At 65.2% G+C, this 21406-nt stretch carries 16 protein-coding genes; 12 read left to right on the top strand and 4 right to left on the bottom strand.

Annotation, left to right across the window (positions count from 1 at the left end; translation table 11 throughout):
• Positions 1 to 57: 57 nt before the first annotated feature.
• The 4 genes from ACRVY7_RS22450 to rho all read left to right on the top strand — a co-directional run bounded on the left by ACRVY7_RS22450 (position 58) and on the right by rho (position 5846).
• On the top strand, positions 58 to 1365 hold the full coding sequence (locus ACRVY7_RS22450; RefSeq protein ID WP_431818695.1) for a homoserine dehydrogenase: 1308 nt from the start codon (positions 58 to 60) through the stop codon (positions 1363 to 1365).
• Entirely contained in the window at positions 1358 to 2452 is a 1095-nt protein-coding gene (gene thrC, locus ACRVY7_RS22445; protein WP_005205757.1) for a threonine synthase, read from the top strand. The genes ACRVY7_RS22450 and thrC overlap by 8 nt, the downstream gene beginning before the upstream one ends.
• Positions 2453 to 2471: 19 nt before the next feature.
• Complete coding sequence (gene thrB / locus ACRVY7_RS22440) at positions 2472 to 3410, top strand: homoserine kinase (RefSeq protein ID WP_174273049.1); 939 nt, start codon at positions 2472 to 2474, stop codon at positions 3408 to 3410.
• Between the two features lie 399 nt (positions 3411 to 3809).
• Entirely contained in the window at positions 3810 to 5846 is a 2037-nt protein-coding gene (gene rho / locus ACRVY7_RS22435; protein ID WP_431818694.1) for a transcription termination factor Rho, read from the top strand.
• Between the two features lie 33 nt (positions 5847 to 5879).
• On the opposite strand, the gene ACRVY7_RS22430 is transcribed toward rho, so the two are convergent.
• The 4 genes from ACRVY7_RS22430 to ACRVY7_RS22415 all read right to left on the bottom strand — a co-directional run bounded on the left by ACRVY7_RS22430 (position 5880) and on the right by ACRVY7_RS22415 (position 14902).
• A complete protein-coding gene (locus ACRVY7_RS22430; RefSeq protein WP_431818693.1) occupies positions 5880 to 6410 on the bottom strand; it encodes a CGNR zinc finger domain-containing protein in 531 nt (176 codons plus the stop codon).
• Between the two features lie 194 nt (positions 6411 to 6604).
• Positions 6605 to 7594 (bottom strand): ChuX/HutX family heme-like substrate-binding protein, encoded by a 990-nt coding sequence (locus tag ACRVY7_RS22425; protein WP_431818692.1) that lies wholly within the window; start codon positions 7592 to 7594, stop codon positions 6605 to 6607.
• A gap of 35 nt (positions 7595 to 7629) precedes the next feature.
• On the bottom strand, positions 7630 to 9480 hold the full coding sequence (locus tag ACRVY7_RS22420; protein WP_431818691.1) for a sulfite reductase subunit alpha: 1851 nt from the start codon (positions 9478 to 9480) through the stop codon (positions 7630 to 7632).
• A gap of 1 nt (position 9481) precedes the next feature.
• Positions 9482 to 14902, bottom strand: coding sequence for a glutamate synthase-related protein (locus tag ACRVY7_RS22415; RefSeq protein ID WP_431818690.1), 5421 nt, complete (start codon positions 14900 to 14902; stop codon positions 9482 to 9484).
• A 399-nt stretch (positions 14903 to 15301) separates the two neighbouring features.
• Here ACRVY7_RS22415 and rpmE point away from each other — a divergent pair, with 399 nt between their 5' ends.
• The 8 genes from rpmE (at position 15302) to ACRVY7_RS22375 (ending at position 21392) form a co-directional block, all read left to right on the top strand.
• Positions 15302 to 15529 carry a 50S ribosomal protein L31 gene (gene rpmE / locus ACRVY7_RS22410; protein ID WP_049700985.1) on the top strand — a complete coding sequence of 76 codons (228 nt, stop codon included), beginning with the start codon at positions 15302 to 15304 and terminating at the stop codon, positions 15527 to 15529.
• Positions 15530 to 15628: 99 nt separating this feature from the next.
• On the top strand, positions 15629 to 16735 hold the full coding sequence (gene prfA, locus ACRVY7_RS22405) for a peptide chain release factor 1 (protein ID WP_049700984.1): 1107 nt from the start codon (positions 15629 to 15631) through the stop codon (positions 16733 to 16735).
• A gap of 26 nt (positions 16736 to 16761) precedes the next feature.
• Positions 16762 to 17619, top strand: coding sequence for a peptide chain release factor N(5)-glutamine methyltransferase (gene prmC / locus ACRVY7_RS22400; protein WP_431818710.1), 858 nt, complete (start codon positions 16762 to 16764; stop codon positions 17617 to 17619).
• A 35-nt stretch (positions 17620 to 17654) separates the two neighbouring features.
• Positions 17655 to 18308: an L-threonylcarbamoyladenylate synthase gene (locus ACRVY7_RS22395; RefSeq protein WP_049700982.1), complete on the top strand. Its 654-nt coding sequence runs from the start codon at positions 17655 to 17657 to the stop codon at positions 18306 to 18308.
• The gene (locus tag ACRVY7_RS22390) at positions 18308 to 19525 is read left to right on the top strand and encodes an MraY family glycosyltransferase (RefSeq protein WP_049700981.1); all 1218 of its coding nucleotides are present in this window, start codon (positions 18308 to 18310) and stop codon (positions 19523 to 19525) included. The genes ACRVY7_RS22395 and ACRVY7_RS22390 overlap by 1 nt, the downstream gene beginning before the upstream one ends.
• 339 nt (positions 19526 to 19864) lie before the next feature.
• Complete coding sequence (locus tag ACRVY7_RS22385) at positions 19865 to 20281, top strand: ATP synthase subunit I (protein ID WP_005205734.1); 417 nt, start codon at positions 19865 to 19867, stop codon at positions 20279 to 20281.
• A complete protein-coding gene (gene atpB / locus ACRVY7_RS22380; RefSeq protein WP_270486936.1) occupies positions 20278 to 21048 on the top strand; it encodes a F0F1 ATP synthase subunit A in 771 nt (256 codons plus the stop codon). Before ACRVY7_RS22385 ends, atpB begins: the two co-directional genes overlap by 4 nt.
• A gap of 86 nt (positions 21049 to 21134) precedes the next feature.
• Entirely contained in the window at positions 21135 to 21392 is a 258-nt protein-coding gene (locus tag ACRVY7_RS22375; RefSeq protein ID WP_005179417.1) for a F0F1 ATP synthase subunit C, read from the top strand.
• Positions 21393 to 21406 lie beyond the last annotated feature (14 nt).

The following is a 21406-nucleotide window of genomic DNA, read 5'->3' as shown; positions in this document are numbered from 1 at the left end:
GAAGAATCAGCAGGACAAGACAACTCGGTAGGGCAAGACCAATCGGCGGGACGAGACATGACAGCGCAGGACAAGACGATCGGCGTCGCGGTCCTCGGTATGGGCAACGTGGGTTCCGAGGTCGTGCGGATCATCGAGGACAACGCCGCCGACCTTCGCGCTCGGGTTGGTGCGCCCGTCGAATTGCGCGGCGTCGCGGTGCGTGATCTGACTCGGCCGCGCAAGATCGCCCAGGAACTGATCACCGACGACCCCGCGGCACTCGTGGCACGCGACGATGTCGACATCGTCGTCGAACTCATGGGCGGAATCGACCCCGCACGCGAATTGATCCGCACCGCACTGCAATCGGGCAAGTCGGTGGTGACGGCCAACAAGGCGCTGCTCGCCGAGTACACCGGCGAACTCGCCACCGCAGCCGCCGACGCGAAAGTGGATCTGTACTTCGAGGCGGCCGTCGCCGGAGCGATTCCAGTGGTGCGTCCGCTGATGCAGTCCCTCGCGGGCGACACCGTCGAGCGAGTCGCCGGAATCGTCAACGGCACCACCAACTTCATCCTCTCGGAAATGGCCGAGACCGGTGCCGACTACGCCGAAACCCTCGCAGAGGCAGGACGTCTGGGTTACGCCGAGGCCGATCCGACGGCCGATGTCGAGGGTTACGACGCGGCAGCCAAGGCCGCGATCCTCGCGTCGATCGCGTTCCACACTCGTGTGACCGCGGCCGATGTCTACCGCGAGGGCATCACCAACGTGACGCCCGACGACCTGGTTGCGGCGAAGAAGTTCGACTGCACGGTCAAACTTCTCTCGATCTGTGAGCGTGTGCGGGGTGACGATGGCGCGCAGCGTGTGTCGGCGCGTGTCTACCCGGCGCTGATCCCGTTGTCGCACCCACTCGCAACGGTCAACGGGGCGTTCAACGCGGTCGTGGTCGAGGCAGAAAACGCGGGAAGGCTCATGTTCTACGGGCAGGGTGCCGGCGGTTCGCCGACGGCATCGGCGGTGCTCGGCGACATGGTGATGGCCGCGCGAAACAAGGTGCACGGTGGTCGCGGACCACTCGAATCGACCTACGCGTCGTTGCCGATTGCGTCGATCGACGAAGTGCCCACCCGCTACTACGTCTCCATGCGAGTCGCCGACAAGCCCGGTGTACTCTCGCAGGTCGCCAACGAATTCTCGAAGCGATCGGTGAGTATCGCCGCAGTCCGTCAGGAAGGCGCGGGCGACGACGCCCGGCTGATCGTCGTCACACACCGCGCACCCGATCGAGCTCAGTCGGAATGCGTTGCAGCACTTGAGGACATGGACTCCGTGACCACGGTTTCCAGCGTTCTGCGATTGGAAGGAACCGATGACTGACGCGACCAACGCACCCGCGCACGCGCCTGTGCACGCAGGCTGGCCGGGGCTGATCGAGGCCTATCGTTCACGACTGCCCGTCGGCGACGACTGGAAGGTCGTGACCCTCCTCGAGGGTGCGACCCCGCTGGTACCGGCGCCATACCTGTCGGAGCTGACCGGCTGCGAGGTGTACCTCAAGGTCGAGGGCCTCAACCCGACGGGCTCGTTCAAGGACCGCGGCATGACCATGGCCGTGAGCAACGCGGTCAACAACGGCAAGACCGCGGTTCTGTGCGCGTCGACGGGCAATACGTCGGCGTCGGCGGCTGCCTACGCCACCCGCGCCGGTATCACCTGCGCCGTCTTGATTCCCGAAGGAAAGATCGCGATGGGCAAGCTCGCCCAGGCGGTCATGAGCGGCGCCAAGATCATCCAGGTGCAGGGCAACTTCGACGACTGTCTCGAACTCGCTCGCAAGGCCACCGCGGAGTTCACCGAGATCGAGCTGGTCAACTCGGTCAATCCGGCGCGTATCGAGGGGCAGAAGACCGCGGCATTCGAGATCGTCGACGTCTTGGGTCGCGCACCCGACGTGCACGTGCTCCCGGTGGGCAACGCGGGCAACATCACCGCGTACTGGAAGGGCTATCGCGAGTACCACGCCGACGGCATCAGCGATCTTCCGCGCATGCTCGGTGTGCAGGCCGCCGGTGCTGCTCCGCTGGTCAACGGCGCGCCGGTGAAAGATCCCGAGACCATCGCCACCGCGATCCGCATCGGGTCGCCCGCAAGCTGGAACCAGGCCGTCGCGGCCAAGGAGGAGTCGGGCGGCCAGTTCCGCGCAGCCACCGACGAGAAGCTGCTCGAGGCGTACCGACTCGTGGCGGGCAAAGAGGGCGTCTTCGTCGAGCCCGCGTCCGCTGCCAGCGTGGCGGGCCTGCTCGCGGCCCACGCCGACGGCTGGATCACTCCGGGCCAGACGGTTGTGTGCACCGTGACCGGAAACGGCCTGAAGGACCCCGACACCGCGCTCCTCGGCATGCCGGAAGTCGAGGCGATTCCCGTCGATCCCGTGGCAGTTGCCGATGCACTCGGCGTCGCCTGAAGCTGGGACGGCCCGACGAATGGTCAGCCCGGATACGGTGTATAGGCAACTGCCGGAAGGTCTTTCGACCAAGGTGCGCGTGCCTGCGTCGAGTGCGAACCTCGGTCCGGGGTTCGACTCGCTCGGCATCGCGCTCGGCCTCTACGACGAGGTCGTCGCGTCGACGACACCAGCGGGCATCGACGTCGACGTCGTGGGTGAGGCAGCCGACGACGTGCCGCGTGATGCCAACCATCTCGTGGTCCGCGCGCTCCTCGCGGGACTCGCGCACGCGGGGGTGTCGGCCGCGGGGCTGCATCTGAAGACGGTCAACGCCATCCCGCATTCGCGTGGCCTCGGATCGTCGGCCTCGGCCGCGGTCTCAGGACTCGCCGCAGCGTCGGGACTTGTCGTCGCCGCAGGCCTCGGCGACCCCATCTCCGACGCCGACCTGGTGCAACTGGCCAGTGCCTTCGAGGGTCACCCCGACAACGCCGCGGCAAGCGTGCTGGGGTCCGCGGTTGTGACCTGGATCGAACCCGGTGAGCATGCCCGCTATGGCGCGCGGCGGCTCGATGTCCACCCCGCGATCCGAGCGACAGCCTTCGTTCCGTCGACCGAGTCGTCGACGTCGTTCACCCGTGGGCTGCTGCCTGACGACGTCCCGCGTACCGACGCGATCTTCAATGTCAGTCGTGCAGCGCTCGCCGTCGTAGCCCTGACGTCCGATCCGAGTTGTCTGTTTGCAGCAACCGACGACCGGTTGCATCAGCCCTATCGCGCGGCCGCCATGCCCGAGACCGCGCGGCTCGTCGCCGCCCTCCGGGCGCGGGGATACGCGGCAACAGTCTCCGGGGCAGGCCCGAGTGTGCTGGTCCTCGACACGCGATCGGTCGATTCGACGACCCGCGAACTGGCAGGCGAACAGGGCTTTCGCGTGCAGCAACTCGAGATTGCCGGCGGCGTCCAGATCGGCTGAATCTCCTCATGCGGATTCGGCGTGTTGCCGGTACCATGCCTGGGGGGTTATCATAAACTGGTCTAGCCGCGCAGGCTCGTTCCGCCGTGCTTCTCACCGATCTCTGATCAACATCCGGTCGGCTCCCGGGTGTGCACATGAGCAGTCACCGATCTGGGGCATCGCGCAATCCGCGAGTCGGCACTTCTTGTCGAGAGCAGATTCTTGTCGAGAGCACAGCAGTTCAGGAGTGACATACCGCAGCCGGACCACAATCTTGTCCGCCCGTCCACCACGGACGGCGGTCATTTCCTCTGAAGGTTGACGACGCGTCGAGCCGATCGAGCGGCGTCGGACACCTCAGTAGGCGACATCACGACCTCATGCAGCATCTGACTGCGGAGGAACGAAAGGACATCCGTGACTGATACGGACCTGATCACCGCGCCAAGCGTCGCCGACGACCAAGGCGCACCCAAGACCAAGCCGCGCGCAGGCCTCTCCGGCATGGTGCTGACCGAACTCCGTTCACTCGCAGGTGAGCTGGGCATCAAGGGCACGTCCGGAATGCGCAAGGGCGATCTGATCGCCGCCATCAAGGAGCGCCAGGGCGCAGGATCACCTGCCGCCGACACCCAGAAGGCAACCGCACCCAAGGCTGAGGCTGTTGCCGGTGAGGCTCCCAAGGCGGTCCGCAGCGCGACCCGCCGTACGAAGACCGCGACATCTGCCGAGGCTGCGCCGGAGCAGATGACGATCACCTCCGAGACCACTGCGAGCCCGCAGTCGGAGAAGGCTGCCGACAGTACTCCTGCCAGCAGTGGCTATGCCGACGGTGCTGCTACCGACTCGGCTAACGGCGCGTCGGTGGAGTCGGGCGCGCAGAGCACTCGGACCGACAGCGACCAGTCGAACAATCACCGCGGTGACAACGACCGTGGTGGCAACGGGCGCGGCGACAGCGACCGCGGTGACAACGACCGTGGTGGCAACGGGCGCGGCGAGTCCGACCACGCGTCGAACCAGGGCGGCGGCAACAATCGCAACCGCACCCGCAACCGCAACGGTGGGCAGGGCGGTTCGAACTCGAACGGCTCGAACTCGGCTCAGCAGGGTGGCGGCAACCAAAGCAGCGAGGGCGGCCAGAACAGCGGCAAGAACCAGGGCCCCAACAACAATCGCGACAACAACAATCGCGACGACGATGGCGAAGGTGGTCGCGGACGCCGCGGTCGTCGCTTCCGTGAACGTCGCCGTGGACGTGACCGTGACGGATCGGGTGGCGGCGAGCCGCAGATCTCCGAAGACGACGTGTTGCAGCCTGTCGCAGGCATTCTCGACGTTCTCGACAACTACGCCTTCGTGCGGACCTCGGGTTACCTCGCCGGTCCCAACGACGTGTACGTCTCGATGAATCTCGTTCGCAAGAACGGTTTGCGTCGTGGCGACGCGATCACCGGTGCCGTGAAGGTGCCGCGTGATGGCGAGCAGCAGAACCAGCGACAGAAGTTCAATCCGTTGGTGCGCCTCGACTCGGTCAACGGGTCAGATGTCGAATCCGCCCGTAAGCGACCGGATTTCAACAAGCTGACACCGCTGTACCCGAACCAGCGACTACGTCTCGAGACGGCCAAAGAGCAACTCGACACCCGCGTCATCGACCTCATCATGCCGATCGGTAAGGGGCAGCGCGCACTCATCGTGTCGCCTCCGAAGGCAGGCAAGACGACGATCCTGCAGGACATCGCCAACGCGATCGCCATCAACAACCCCGAATGTCACCTCATGGTGGTCCTCGTCGACGAGCGACCCGAAGAGGTCACCGACATGCAGCGGTCGGTCAAGGGCGAGGTTATCGCCTCGACCTTCGATCGTCCGCCGTCAGACCACACGTCGGTCTCGGAGCTCGCGATCGAGCGCGCCAAGCGCCTCGTCGAGCAGGGCAAAGACGTCGTGGTGCTGCTCGACTCCATCACCCGCCTCGGCCGCGCGTACAACAATGCGTCGCCCGCATCGGGACGCATCCTGTCCGGTGGTGTCGACTCGACGGCGCTTTACCCGCCGAAGCGATTCCTCGGCGCTGCTCGCAACATCGAGAACGGCGGATCTCTGACGATCATCGCATCCGCACTGGTCGAGACCGGTTCGACCGGCGACACGGTGATCTTCGAGGAGTTCAAGGGCACCAGTAACGCCGAGCTCAAGCTCGACCGCAAGATCGCCGATCGTCGTGTGTTCCCGGCTGTCGACGTCAACCAGTCGAGTACCCGTAAGGACGAACTGCTGATGTCGCCCGAGGAGTTCGCCATCATGCACAAGCTTCGTCGCGTGCTGAGCGGACTCGATTCGCAGCAGGCCATCGACCTGCTGATCAGCCAGCTCAAGAAGACCAAGAACAATTACGAGTTCTTGCTGCAGGTGCAGTCGAACGCCCCCGGCGCCATGAAAGACGACTGACGCAGCAGGACGACTGACGCAGGTCGACCGACGCTAGCTTGCGGTGGCCTGTGCGGCACGGTGGCGTCGCACGGCTGCGCGGTTGGCGCAGGCCGGTGAGCAGTAGCGCTGCCGCCCGTTGCGTGAGGTGTCGGCGAAGACATGGGTGCATTCGGCGAGTTCGCAGGCACCCATGCGGTCGATCCCGCGTCCGGTGAGGTGCAGTGCCGTTGCCGCAGAGATCAACACACAGATCTGCTGCCAGCCCGCGACGTTGTCGTCGCGAAAGTGTAGATGCCACCCGGTCTTCGCGTGATTGGTGAGTCGGGGAGCCGCGGCGTGCTGTAACAGCAGGTCGTTCAACAGGTCAGCGCGCGCCTGCTCGTCGGTCGCGCGCGCGACATCCCGCCAGAGTTCGAGGTATTCGAGGGTCTTGCGCAGGTCGTCGGGACCGATGTCGTCGGCGTCGAATACGAAACCTGCTGCACGGCATCGGGTGACGAGTTCGTCTGCCTCCCTCGGAGGGCTGTTGGCCAAGTCGACGGCCAGCCCGACGGCATCCCGTCCGTAATGGTTGAAATGCATAATGCCATTACATCACAGTGGAGGCATGTCACTCACGCATCTCGACCACGCACACCACTGGACCGCTCGGTCACGCCACCTCACCTCGACGGGTGTGGTTGTCTACCAACGGTGTTCGTGCGGAGCTCTTCGCGTCGTCGAACATGACCTCACGGCAACGCAATCGGCAGCCGAACACGTCGTCGGACCTGATCTCAGGCGGCCAGTTCGGTCATCAGGTGATCCCACGCGTCGAACATCGCGGCGGGTACCGCGCCGGTCTGCGTGATCACCATTCCGCATCGCGCGTGGCGGTCGTAGATCTCGATGGACCCGGTCGGACCCCACACGCCCTGCGACCAGGTCACCCAGCACTCGGTGACGAGATTGAAGTTGATCATCGCCCGTCCGCGCCCGGATGCCAGCAGCATCTGTCCCTCGTGTTCGCGGGCGCCGTCGAGCTGGTCGTGGTGTAGCTGGACACAACCGGGTGCTGTCGCGGCCATGGTCAGTTCCACACCGTGCAGCGCCGCATGCTCGAGCGCGGCGATGGCCTGACGAGAGTCGATGCGTGCGAAGCCTTCTCGCGCCGGCATCGAGGCGAGACGTGAGACTCCGCCGTCGACGAGGATGCTGTCGAGCTGCGCGACCTGATCGTCGAGCGCGTCGTCGCAACAGACGATGACCTCCGGCGCCTCGTTCGCGATATCGGCGTCGGGCGGGCCGTCGGACGAGAACGTGTCGGCAGACAATCCGATGGCCTCGAATGCCAATCTGTCCGACGCCTCCGTCAGATAGGTTGCGTGAGCGGTGTTTCCGTCGGTGTCGAACAGTCGGAGCATGGGCGGCGCCTGGGCTGCGGGTTCGCTGACGAGTGCGGAGCCGAGACGATCGGGGTGCAGACGCAGCGACACCCTGCCGGCGCGACAGCGAATCGGCCCGCCCATGATCGTCGGGGTCTCGTGGACACCGACGTCGTTGAGGATGACAGGTCCGGCAACGGTCACGCCGACGATCTGATCGAGCAGTGGTAGATGTCCTCCGAGAGCAGAGGCGTTGCCGCGCAGCAGATGTCCGGAGAACTGTGGATCTGCGAGCAGCGCGTCGAGGTCGCTCGTGTGCGTTGCCCTGCTGCAGCGACACGCGCCCTCGCGTGCGCAACGTCGCGTTGTCGGTTGCTCGGGATCCGGCGGGTTGGCTGGCATCGTTGCCATCCTTTCAACTGCTGATCGGGGTGAGGTCAGTAGACGTCACGCATGTACCGCTTGTCCTTTTTGAGCTGTGACACCGCATCCTGCGCTGCGGAGGCACTGTGTCCACCGTGCTCGGCGATGATCTCGTGCAACGCATCGTCGACGTCGCGCGCCATTCGAGTCGCATCGCCGCACACATACAGGTACGCGCCGTCGTCGAGCCAGCGGAAGAGTTCGGCTCCGCGAGCGCGCATCCTGTCCTGCACATAGACCTTGTGTTCCTGATCGCGTGAGAACGCGAGGTCGAGACGGGTGAGCAGCCCGTCGGACACGAACTGATCGATCTCGTCGCGGTAGATGTGATCGCATGTTTCGTGTTGGTCGCCGAAGAACAGCCAGTTGTCTCCCGTCGCACCGCGTTCGGCTCGCTCGTGGAGGAACGCACGAAACGGAGCGATGCCGGTACCCGGTCCGACCATCACGACCTTCGCGTCGTCGGGTGGCAGCCGGAACGACTTGTTGGGTGTCACGAACACACCGATCGTCTCGTCGTCGGCGATCCTGTCTGCGAGGTGCGTCGAGCACACCCCTCCGCGGTCGCGCTCGCCGGAACGGTAGCGGACCGTCGCCATCGTCAGGTGGACGGTTCCTGCATGTGCGCGGGGGCTCGACGAGATCGAATAGACGCGGTGGGCGAGCGGCTGCAACTCCGCGAGGAGTTCGTCGGGGGTGATGGTGAGCGACTCGTCGACGTTGAGGAGGTCGAGCACGTCCTTGCCCCACAGCCACGCGTCGAGCGCTTCGCGGTCGCCGGTGGAGGCGAGGTGTGTGAGTTCGGCATCGCCGCTGCGGGCCGCAATGTAGTCGACCAGATACTTTGAGGCAGTCGCGATCTCATAGCGGTGCAGCAGTGCCTCGCGCAGCGGACGTTGCTCCTTGCGATCGACGACCGGTGTCTGCGGCGAGACGCCGAGCCTGTCGATGATGCGGTCGACGAGCGCGGGGTCGTTGCGCGGCACGACGCTCAGCCCGTCGCCGGGCTCGTAGGTGATGCCGCTGTCGCCCAACGAGATCACCAGGTGCCGAACCTCTTTGGCCGAACCGGAGCCGGAGAGAACGGTGTTGGCGATCACCGTCGCCGGGTACGGATTCTTGCGGCCCCACGTCGACTTGCGTTGGCGCGCAGGCTTACTGGCCTTCTCGGTGAAGTCCTTGCCGGCCTCGGAGAGCTCGACTGTCGCCGCGGGAGCGGGCGCCTCGTCCGCAAGCTCGGAGCCCGTCTGCTGCGGTGTGGCCGCGGCAAACAGAGGGAGAGCCCGTGCGAGCCACTCGTCGGCCGTCTGCTGATAGTCGACATCGCAGTCGACACGTTCGACGACTCGTGTCGCTCCCAGTTCCGCGAGCCGTGCGTCGACGTTCTTACCCGCCTGACAGAAGCCGTCATAGATCGAATCCCCAAGCGCGAGGACGCCGAATGTCAGTCCGTCGAGTCGCCCGACCTCCGGTGCCGCGAGTGCCTGCCAGAAGTCCTCGGCGTCGTCCGGCATGTCGCCCTCACCGTAGGTCGACGTGACGACGAGCAGCCGCGTCGTCGTGCCGAATGCGGCGAGATCGAGGTCGGCGAGGTCGCAGACCCGTGCGTCGATGCCGATCTCCGCGGCCTTCGCCTTCGCCTTCTCGGCAAGCATCTCCGCGTTTCCGGTCTGGGTGCCGTAGGCGATGAGCAAGGGTTGCGACACGTCGGCCGTACTCGATTCGGCCGACGTGTGTCCGAGGCCGGGCGCGGACGCAGGCTGCGGCATCGTCATTCTCGTGTTCAGGCCTGCGAGGAAGCCTGCGAGCCATGCCTTCTGGTCGCCCGTGAAGGGAACATCGGTGGGAATGTAGGGCAATTGCATGTCATCCCGCCTTCGGGTGTGAGAGAGGTGTGATGTCGTCGGCAGCGACGGATCTGAGCGGCGTCGCTGCCGCGAGCGCCTCGACGACGGTCGGCACTGTGCGTGAGGCGAACAGGGCGTCGAAGTCGGGGAGTGAACCCAATACGTCACGGATGTGGTTGTCCTGGTGCATGATCCAGCCGTACGTCGCGGGTGCATCGACGGAGCGTACGTTGCGGGCCGCAAGCGCCCGCTTGTAGTCGTCGATCCGTTTGGCGGAGATGAGCGCGGCAATCTGTTGTTCGTCGTACTCGGCGAGGATGTCACGGACGAACGTACCCACGCGTGTGACGAGGTCGAAGTCTTCTGTCAGGACGAGATTGCGTGCGGCTCGCGCGATGAGCTGTTCCGACCGCGAATCCGCGCCCACGACCGTCGATCTCGAGCGACGCATGCGCGTCTGGGCGACCTCTCGGGCGAGATGGAACACCGTGAACGCGTTGAGGAGTCGGTACATCGTGGCGTCGTCGGTGTGACCGTACGCCGGTACGAGGCCGTCGAGGATCGGCGAGCGGTTTCTGACATGCCGTTTGAGAGCCCTGACCTGGTCGGTGGCGATCGACGTGGACAGTTCGTCGACGAGTGCGCGGTGACCGAGCGTGGCCAGCAGCGTCGGGGCGTCCTGGTGACTGACGAGCGCGCGCGGCATCGCGTAGCTGATGTAGTGCCGCTCGGTCTCCCAGTTCTCGAGGAGCCGGTTCGCGAGCGCGGAACCGGTTGCCTCGGCGTGCATCTCGAGGAGTAGGTGGACCGCGTGGTGGTGGATCGGTGCGAGTGGGTCGTCGACTCCCGTGATCGCCCCGACAAGCACCGAGTCCGAACTGATCCGGTCGGCGAGTACACAGGCCGGATCGTACTGATAGAGGAAGCCGCCGCTCATCCCGTTGCCGAGTCCTCGACCGAACCCGCCGATATTGAGGACCGCTCCGTTGGTCATGTATTCACAACCGAACTCGCCGATGCCTTCGACCACTGCGGTGGCACCCGAATTGCGTACGGCGAAGCGGTCTCCGGCCTCTCCTTCGACGAAGAGGCGCCCGCCCGTGGCCCCGAACAGCGCGAAGTTCCCGATCAGGACGTTGCCGCCCTCCGCGGGCGAACCCCCTCCGGGAGAGCGCACCACGACCGTTCCACCCGACATCGACTTTCCGACGCCGTCGTTGCACGTGCCGGTGTGCTCGAGGCGCAGACCGTCGTTGCAGAATGCGCCGTAGGACAAGCCCGCGGAGCCAGACGTGGGGATCGTGACGGAATCGGGTGCGAGATAACGACGCCCGCGCTCGTCGACATAGACGGCCGGTAGCAGGTCGATATTCTCGGAAGCGGGGTGTTCGGAATCGGGGTGGTCGGGTGCGGTGTAGTTGAGCATGCGCTCGATGTCGACGGCCAGTTGCGCACCGACACTCTTGTTCCGGTTGCCGAGCACCGCCGGGACGGTTACGACACTCTCGGCCCCCTCATCGAACAGCGCGTCGCGCACCTGGTTCAGCAGTGAGTTGTCGACGGAGAAGTCGGCCTCGAGGTAGACCGGATCGGTGATGGCCTCCCTGTCGACGCGCGCGAGAAGCGGTGCGGTGTCGAGGCGGCCGACGATCGCGGGATGCTCGATCCCGACGAGTAGGTCGGTGCGACCGCGTGCCGCGCTCAGATCGGGAAGCGCGAGGTCGGCGAGAATCCTGCGCACATCGTGCGCGACATTGAGCAGGTACTGCGCCATGGCACGCGGATCCCCGTCGAACAGTTCGGGATTCGTCGTGAGGCCCGCCGGACATTTGATGTTGCAGTTCTTGGCCATCACGCAGCCCATCATCATCAGGGCGGCGGTACCGAACTCGAAGCTGTCGGCACCCAGCAGCGCCGAAACCACCACGTCGCGACCTGTCTGATGAGCTCCCGACGCACGGAGGACGACCTTCTCGCGGAGACCGTGCGCACAGAGTGCCTGGTGTACCTCGGCGAGACCGATCTCGGCGGCACGCCCGGCATAGCGCAGGCTGGTGACCGACGCCGCGCCGGTGCCGCCGGTGTTTCCGGCGACGTTGATCACGTCGGCGCCTGCCTTGGCGACTCCGACGGCGATGGTTCCGATGCCCTCGGACGACACCAGCTTCACGATCACGCGCACCCGCGCCGCTTTGCAGTCGTGGATGAGCTGAGCGAGGTCTTCGATCGAGTACGTGTCGTGATGCGGTGGGGGAGAGACGAGTTCGACTCCCGGAGTGCCACCGCGGGCCGCGGCGATCTCGACGGTGACCTTCGGCGCCGGAAGTTGGCCTCCCTCACCGGGTTTGGCGCCCTGGCCGATCTTGATCTCGAGTTCGGTGAGCATGGGGTCGGCGAGGTATCCCGCCCAGATCCCGAATCTGCCCGAGGCGAACTGCTTGATCCTCGACGCGCGTAGCGTGCCGTACCTCGAATAGTGCTCGCCGCCTTCACCGCTGTTCGACAACGCGCCGACCATGTTGGTGCCGTGGGCGATGGCTTCGTGTGCCTGTGCGACGAGAGCGCCGTGGCTCATGGCCCCGGACGCGAACGTTGCGGTGATCTCGTGGGCGGGTTGCACATCGGTCAACCTGCGTGACGTGTCGGCACGACGAAGGTTGAGGACGTCGCGGACGGTACTCGGACGTTCCGCCCGGGTCCGCGCAATGTCGTCGACGAATGCGCGGTAGGCGTCGGTGACGGTGAATGCGTCGATCTCGGCATCGGTGAGCCGGTCATAGCTGCTCGATGAGTACAGTTGCGCGGTCTCGCCGAATGCGCCGTCGAGGTCGCCGAGCGTGAGCAGTCTCAGAAGATCCGCTGCCCCCGCCTCGTCGGCACGTACGGAGTTGACTGTCGCCGTGGCGAACTGCAATCTCTCCGAGACCATCTCGCCGTAGCCGCGGACGGCAGCGACGCCAAAGGAGTGACCGGCTCCGTCGGCACGTTCCTTGAACAGCCCGAGTAGTGGAAGATCTTTGTCCGACGACGCGGCAGGCGCGGCCATCGCAGCTCGGTGAGCACCGGCAATGGCGTCGACGACGTCGGCAAGTGCAGCTCCACCCGCTGGCGAGCGCATCGTCGGAAACCATTCTGCGAGTACGGGGTCGGAGGTATCGAGGAAGTTCGGCTCGAAGAACTCGCCACCGATGTAGCTCTCGACCGTGCACAACCCCACCCGGCCCATCGTCTTCATGAGCGACTTCGTGGCCGCAGCGGCCCAGCGAGCGAATCCTGCTGTCGCCTTCTGTTGGTCACTGGAGCGCGTTGCGCGCCGCGCGACCGAATGAGGATGTGCCGCAGCGGCTCCGAAGCCGAGTACCGCGGCGAGGTGATGCGACGACTCGATCTGGCCCGAGTCAGCCACCAGGGACACGCTCAGCCGTGCACCAGAAGCTATCAGTCGTTGGTTGACAGCAGAGACGAGGAAGATCATAGGCAAAGCGGCACGATCGGCCCGGATCGCACGGTCGCTGAGGACCGCGATTCCGCCGGTGGCGGAGGCGAACTCGACAACCTGGGTGCACACTCGCTCCACTGCGCTGACGAGTGCCGTGGCGTCGTCTTGTGCCGCGGTGTTATCGGCGCTTGCCGTATCGGAGCCGTCGGATACCTCCGGCAGCGCGAACGTGGCATCGAAGACGCGGACGGGGGATTCGGCCTGCGCGAGCAACACGTCGAGCGCGGCGGCGTCGAGTATCGGCGTCGGGATGACGATCTGGCGATGCGGATGTGTTGTGGCCGTGTCGATCTCACTGATTCGAGGCCGTGCACCGAGCGCAACGCGCAGCGACATCCCGTCCGCTTCACGGATACTGTCCAACGGTGGGTTGGTGACCTGCGCGAATCGCTGTGAGAAGTACCGGGCGACGCTGGGCTCCCGATTGGTGAGCGCATTGATCGCGTTGCCGAAACCCATGGCGGAGACGCGTTCGACGCCGTCGTCGATCATCGGGTCGACAAAGTATCTCAGGCTTTCCTGGTCGAGGTGATATGCGCGGAAGCGTTGATGGTCCGTCAGCGTCGGATCGTCGCAAGGAAGGGTGGGCGAATCGTCACTTTCGGAAGTGTCTGAAGACTGTTGTGGCGCAAGCGCGCTCAGTTCGACCCGTGCGGCATTCAGCAGTGAGGGATAGTCGCGCGCCGCGGCGAGCTTCGCGTACGCCTGCTCGGTGGTGTAGCTCCGGTGCTCGCGATGGTCGTAGTAGATCATCCCGCCGGCGGACACGCGCCCACGCGCGATCACACGCTCCGGCGGTAGCGAGATCTGTCCCGCCTCGGAGAAGGCGCACAGATAGTCGGCGGTCTCGACGGTGCGCAGGGGGCGTAGTCCGAGGCGATCGAGGCGTGCACCGATGACCGTGCCGTCACCGAACACCACGGCCGCCGGGCCGTCGTTCTTCTCCTCGTAGAGAGAGAAGTACTCGAACATCGCCCGAACCTCGGGGGCGAGTGTCGTGTCGTTCTCCCAGGCGGGCGGCATCATCGACACGATCGCGGTGACGAGGTCGACGCGCTCGGACACGACACGCGCGGCGACTGTCTGGTCAAGCCTGCTCGAGTCGGATTGACCGGGCGGTCGCGAGATGGTCCTGCCGGATGCGGCCGCTGCGGTGACCTGCGCGATGCGATTCTTCTTGTCGGTGTTGAGCTCGCCGTTGTGCGCGAGGAGCCGGAACGGCTGAGCCATCGTGGGATGCGGGTCGGTGTTGGTGGAGAAGCGCGTGTGGAAATACAGCGTGTGGACGCGGTGGTCCGGATCGGCGAGGTCGGTGAAGTAGTCGACGACCTCGTTCGACGAGAGCCTGCCCTTGAGGACCTGCGTGCGCGCGGACAGCGACAGCGGATAGAGCCCCGCGAACTCATCGGACGTGTAGGCGATGGACTCGATGTGCAGCAGTGCCTGCTGAACGAGATGGTCGAGGTCGGCTGGATCCGGGCACGGGTCGGGTGCCGCGAACACCCATTGCCGGATCGGAAGCTGCGCTGCCGCGGAGGCCGGCCGCAACACCGAGGGGTCGACAGGAACGTCGCGCACGCACAGGTCGGTGAATCCGCGGTCGTGCATCGTGCGCTCGATGAGTCGCGTGGCCCTCGCTGCCGCTGCGGGGGACTCCGGGAGAAAGAAGTTGCCGACGCAGAATCGGCCGAGCTCGAGATCGGGTCGGCCGGTCACGGAGCGAAAGAAGCGTCGGGACAGATCCATGGACACGCCGCCGCCGTCGCCGATGCCGAGCGCCGAGATGCCACCGCGGTGGGGTACCGAACACAGCGCCTCGCGCGCCATATCGATGACGTCATGCGTCGCCCTGCCGTCTTTGCGCGTGATGAAGCCGACGCCGCAGCTGCTCTTTTCGTCGCTGTGATCCCACACCAGGTGTGGACTCCGGATCGCGTGCACGCAGGTCCTCTCGTAGGGATGGGGTTCAAGATGCGAATGCAGCCCGCTGCGACGATGAAGCGGCTCGCACGACTATAACTTAGGTAAGGCACAGCAAACTAAGGCTTACCTTCGGTGGAACTACCGACGCACGTCGCCGTCGGAGCGGTTTTACACATTTACGCAGCGTGCAGCCCATTTCGCGGAGACGTAGCTGCGTCGGAATGAATATGGGCGGAGCCGTGTTGAGGCGGGTGACAGGCAGTCGAGTCGAATCCGGCGCCCGCGGTCGTCGCCAGCCACTAGGTTGCGATTTCCGTCTGGGCCTGGGGCGATGGCATACTGATCGGTCGAGTCCGGTACCGGTTCACACCGCCGAATCGCGGCGGTGACCCGGCGACCACAGAAAGGGACACCAGAATGAAGCAGGGAATTCACCCCGATTACCACGTCACAGAGGTCGTTTGCGGCTGTGGCAACACCTTCGAGACCCGCAGCACCGCCGAGAACGGTCGGATCAACGTCGAAGTCTGCTCGCAGTGCCACCCGTTCTACACGGGCAAGCAGAAGATCCTCGACACCGGCGGCCGCGTCGCGCGCTTCGAGAAGCGCTACGGCAAGCGCACCAAGAACGCAGACGCCAAGTAGCTATCCCGACGACGCCCGCCCGGTCACACCGACCGGGTCGGGCGTCGTTTTCGTTGGGCGAGCAAGTATCTGGGCGAGCAAGTATGAGGAGGACGAGCGGTGAATAAGAGCGCACACACGCGCGACGCCGGAGGCGGTGCCAATGGCGGTGCCATCGACGACATTCTTGCCGAGCACGCGGGGCTCGAGCAGCAACTCTCTGATCCCTCATTGCACGACGATCCGTCGCATGCGCGGCGGGTGGGCAAACGATTTGCCGAGCTCGCGCCGATCATGGCGACGTATTCGAAGCTGCAGACCTCGCGCGATGATCTCGCCGCGGCCAGGGAACTCGCTGCAGACGATGCGGCGTTCGCCGAGGAGATTCCCGCTCTCGAAGCTGCGGTCGAATCTCTGGATGCGACGCTGACCGATCTGCTCGCACCACGCGACCCGCACGATTCCGACGACGTCGTGCTGGAGATCAAATCAGGTGCCGGTGGCGAGGAATCGGCGCTGTTCGCCTCCGATCTGGCCCGCATGTACCTCAAGTACTGCGAGCGGCACGGCTGGAAGGCCCAGGTCCTCGGTGTCACCGAGTCCGATCTCGGGGGCTACAAGGAGGCCACGCTCTCGATCAAGGGCCGCGAGCCGTCGCGCGACGGTGTGTGGTCGCGGCTGAAGTTCGAGGGCGGCGTTCACCGTGTGCAGCGTGTCCCGGTGACCGAGTCTCAGGGTCGTATCCACACGTCGGCGGCAGGCGTGCTGATCTACCCGGAACCCGAGGAGGTCGAGGAGATCGAGATCGACGAGTCCGATCTACGGATCGACGTCTACCGCTCGTCCGGCAAGGGCGGCCAGGGCGTGAACACCACCGACTCGGCGGTCCGTCTCACCCACCTGCCCACCGGGATCGTCGTGACCTGCCAGAACGAGCGATCGCAGCTCCAAAACAAGGCCCGTGCCATGCAGGTGCTGGCTGCGCGGTTGCAGTCTGCTGCTGAGGAGGAGGCAGACGCCGCCGCAGCGGAGGGCAGGGCTGCGCAGATCCGGACGGTTGATCGCTCCGAACGCATCCGCACCTACAACTTCCCGGAGAACCGGATCACCGATCACCGGATCGGTTACAAGGCAAACAATCTCGATGCCGTGCTGAGTGGCGACATGGACGCCCTGCTCGACGCGCTCGTCGCCGCAGACCGTCAGGCGCGGCTCGAGGCCGAGTGAGGTCGACCTGCGTGACAAGTGACCAGATGACGTCGGCGGTGTCGGAGCTGCATTCGGCAGCATCGCTGCTCGCGGAAGCCGGAATCGACTCGGCGCGCAGCGATGCCGAGTGGTTGATGGCGCATGTCCTCGACGTCGATCGGGGTTCGTTGGCTTTCGTCGACGGACCGGACGCGGGTGAGCGCAGGCGCTTTCGCGAGCTCGTCGCGCAGCGTGCACGTCGAATTCCGTTGCAGCACATCATTGGTCGCGCCGCTTTCGGCCCCATTGATCTAGCCGTCGGACCAGGGGTTTTCGTGCCGCGGCCCGAGACGGAGCTCATCCTCGAATGGGCCGTCGAGAATCTGCGGGGCATTTCGCATCCGCTCGTCGCCGATCTGTGTAGCGGCAGTGGGGCACTGGCCATCGCGATCGCCGTGTCGGTGCCGTCGGCCCGTGTGGTGGCGGTCGAGAAATCGCCGTCGGCATTGTTGTGGCTGCGCCGGAATGTCGAGAACCTCGGCGTCGGCGATCGCGTGGCAGTTCTCGGTGCCGATGTCACCGATTACGCACAACTGTCCGATCACATCCCGGACGGCTCGCTCGACCTCATTGTGGCGAACCCGCCGTATGTGCCGACCGACACCGACGTCTCGCCCGAAGTCGAGGCGGATCCGGCTGAGGCGGTGTTCGCCGGCCACGACGGGATGAGCGTGATCACGCCGCTCGCCGACGTCGCCGCGCGACTGCTGGCACCCGCCGGGCGCACCGGCGTCGAGCATGACGATTCGACGTCGTCGCAGGTAATCGGGGCCTTCGAGGCGACGGGACGGTTCGACGACGTCGTGGCGCGCCGCGACCTCGCAGGTCGACCGCGGGTCGTGACCGCGCGCCGTCGACCTTGATCCGGGGCAGACGTGTCGCGTGAAAGGATGGATGGGTGAGCACCGTTTTCGATTGCACTGACGAGGACACCCGTTCTGCGGGCATCCAGGCGGCCGTGGGGGCCGCCAAGGCCGGGCGCCTGATCGTCACGCCCACGGACACGGTCTACGGCATCGGGTGCAACGCGTTCGACGCCGAGGCCGTCACCGACCTCCTGGCTGCAAAGCACCGGGGTCGCGACATGCCCGTACCCGTCCTGGTCGGTTCCTGGCATTCCATCGACGGTCTGGTCTTGTCGGTGTCGGCATCGGCGCGCAGCCTGGTCGAGGCGTTCTGGCCGGGCAGTGTGAGTCTCGTCGTCGAGCAGGCTCCGTCGCTCGCGTGGGACCTCGGCGACACGTCGGGCACCGTGATGTTGCGGATGCCGCTGCACCCGGTGGCCATCGAGGTGTTGCGTGAGGTCGGACCGATGGCGGTCTCGAGCGCCAACGTCTCCGGCAGGCCTCCTGCGATCACATGCGACGAGGCCCGCGAACAACTGGGCGACTCGGTGTCGGTCTACCTCGACGGTGGTAGAGCACCCAAGGGGGAGCCGTCGACAATTGTCGACGTCACGGGTCCGAGTCCGCGTGTTCTGCGCGAGGGCGCTGTGACGACGGCCGAGGTGGCAGAGGTGCTCGACGTCGATCCGGCCAGCCTGGTCAACTGATGCTCGAGCCCGTCACCGGTACCAGCATGGTCGTCGCCGACATGCTGTCGGCCGATTCGAGCTCGGGCGGTGCCGGTGTCCCGCTGCGCGAATTGCTGTTGGTCGGCCTGACCGCCGCTGCCATCACGTACCTGCTGACATCGCTGGTTCGGGTGATCGCGATCCGAGTGGGTGCTGTGGCCGTACCCCGTGTGCGAGACGTACACACCATTCCCACACCGAGGCTCGGCGGCGTCGGCATGTTCGCGGGAGTTGTCGCCGCGATCGTGTTGGCTGCCAACCTCCCCGCGCTCAACCGCGGATTCGCCTACACCAACGACATGGGTGCGGTGGTGACGGCCGGAGCGGTCATCGTCATCGTCGGGATCATCGACGACCGATGGGGCCTCGACGCGTTGACGAAGTTCGTCGGACAACTCACGGCAGCGGGAGTCATGGTGGTGATGGGCGTGAGCTGGCTGCAGGTGCCGGTTCCGTTCGGAAACATCGGGACCATCGTTCTCGACCCGTTCCAGTCGGGGTTGCTGACAGTCGTGATCACCGTCGCCACCATCAACGCCGTCAACTTCATCGACGGACTCGACGGTCTCGCCGCGGGGCTCGGACTCATCTCGGCGTCGGCCATCTGCATGTTCTCGCTCGGCCTGCTCCGTGACCAGGGTGGCGACGTCAGCTACTACCCACCCGCACTGATCTCGGTCGCACTCGCGGGTGCTTGCCTCGGGTTCCTTCCGCACAACTTCTCGCCCGCGAGGATCTTCATGGGCGACTCGGGTGCGATGCTCATCGGCTTGATGCTGGCAGCGGCGTCGACGAGCGCGTCGGGACGTATAGCGGTGAACGCGTACGGTCCGGCCGACGTGTTCACGCTGCTCTCACCCCTGATCCTGGTTGCGGCCGTTGTCTTCATCCCGATGCTCGACATGCTGATGGCGGTGGTACGACGCACCAGGGCAGGCGTCGGGTTCTACACACCGGACAAGCTGCACCTGCATCATCGGCTGCTCGAACTCGGGCATTCTCAGCGACGCGTCGCGCTGATCATCTATCTCTGGGTGGGAATCCTCGCGTTCTCGGTGGCCGCGAGCACGATCTTCCCGATGTCGGTGGTCGTGCCGGCGTTCGCGGCCGGTCTCGTGGTCGCGATGCTTGCGACGATGGCGCCCCGGCTTCAGCGGCGCATCGCGGAGCTGCGGACCGCGCGAGCGCTGCGCTGACAGACACCCTCGCTGAGGCAAGGGCTGTGATCGAAAGACCAGGTAGGGGCCGATTCGGCGGGGTGGGTGACGGTTGACCCACCGGTTAGGTAACCGGACAGTAAAATCGTGTACTATCTGCTGTAGTACTTGAGGGGGACGCATATGATGCGCCGCTGGCGCGACGTGCCCCACCTCGGTAAGTCAACACAAACTGCGAAGACACCCCCCGGTGACCGCGGCAAACCGTGTTGATAAGGTCACTGCAAATGCAGAGCGTACGCTCGGCGGCACCTGCCGCGAGGACGCACGCTCATCGCCTGATGCCTTTGGCATGAGGTGTTCACGTGAGGAGAGGCAATGGCGACGTCCGCCCCTGACTCGGCTCCCGTGTATTACCCGCCCGCGCCGACCGGCCTCCGACGACCGGCGATCATCGCCGCCGTACTGACGGTCATCGTCGCGATCATCGCGGTGTTCCTCGGGAGCTGGTTGTTCCCGCTGTTCTTCGCAATCGGTGTGGTCGCCGTCTTCATCAACACCAAGATGGTCATCATGTCCGTCGAACGTGTTGCGGCAGAAGAGAATCCTCGCAAGAAACTGCTCGCCGTCAACTCTGCCGCACGCCTCGGAGCCATCACTGTGCTCGCGCTGGCGGCGGCGTTCCTGTTCCGGCCCGAAGGGCTGGGCGTGATGTTCGGACTCGCTCTGGGCCAGGTTGTCCTGGTGCTGAACACGGTGATTCCGGTAATGAAAGGACTTCGTAAGCAGCTATGATCGCATCGACTTACGGCGCCGAGAGCCTCGTGCTGGCCGAAGCCCAAATCGAGGTCGGCCACCACAAGCAGGTGGAGTGGCTGGGCCTGACGTGGAACATCGACACGATTGTGGCCACTTCGATCGCGGGCTTGATCGTGATCGCATTGGCATTCTTCGTCCGGTCGAGGATGACTTCCAAGCGCCCCAATTCGGTGCAGCTGTTCTTCGAAGCAGTGACCACGCAGATGCGCAGCCAGATCGAGAACTCGATGGGCATGAAGGTCGGTGGATTCGTTCTGCCGCTCGCGGTAACGCTGTTCACGTTCATCCTCGTCGCGAACTGGCTGGCAGTTCTGCCGCTGCAGTACGGCGATGCCGAGGGCAAGAGCGCTGAGGTCTTCGCGCCTGCGGCCAGCGACGTCAACTTCTGCTACGCACTCGCCGCGTTCGTGTTCATCTGGTACACCGCAGCGGGCATCAAGCGCCGCGGGCCGGTCGGGCACTTCACCCGCCTCGTCAAGGGCCACGTCGCATTCCTCGCGCCGATCAACATCATCGAGGAGATCGCCAAGCCGGTCTCGCTCTCCCTCCGTCTTTTCGGCAACCTGTTCGCAGGCAGCATCATGGTCGCGCTGATCTCGCTGTTCCCGGCGTACATCATGTGGGCGCCGAACGCGATCTGGAAGTCCTTCGACCTCTTCGTCGGCCTCATCCAGGCATTCATCTTCTCCCTGCTGACCGTGCTGTACTTCAGCCAGGCCATGGAGATGGACGAAGACCACTAGCAAGTCCGACCCCGACCGGCACCGCGCCGGTCGGACCTTAGACCTGGCAATCCGATTGCCAGTATCACCCGAAAGGAAAGTTCTCAATGGATCCGAATCTGATTGGTCTGGGCGCGTTGATCGGTGGCGGCCTCATCATGGGTGGCGGCGCAATCGGTGCCGGTGTCGGTGACGGTATCGCCGGTTCCGCGTTGATCTCCGGCATCGCACGTCAGCCGGAGGCTCAGGGCCGTCTGTTCACTCCGTTCTTCATCACCGTTGGTCTGGTCGAGGCTGCGTACTTCATCAACCTCGCGTTCATGGCGCTGTTCGTGTTCGCCACCCCGATCTCCGGCCAGTCCTGATCTTCCCGGTCTTA

Origin of the sequence: Gordonia jacobaea (genome assembly GCF_965344965.1) — a bacterium.
GTDB lineage: Bacteria > Actinomycetota > Actinomycetes > Mycobacteriales > Mycobacteriaceae > Gordonia > Gordonia jacobaea.
This window is presented reverse-complemented; position numbering and strand designations above follow the sequence as displayed.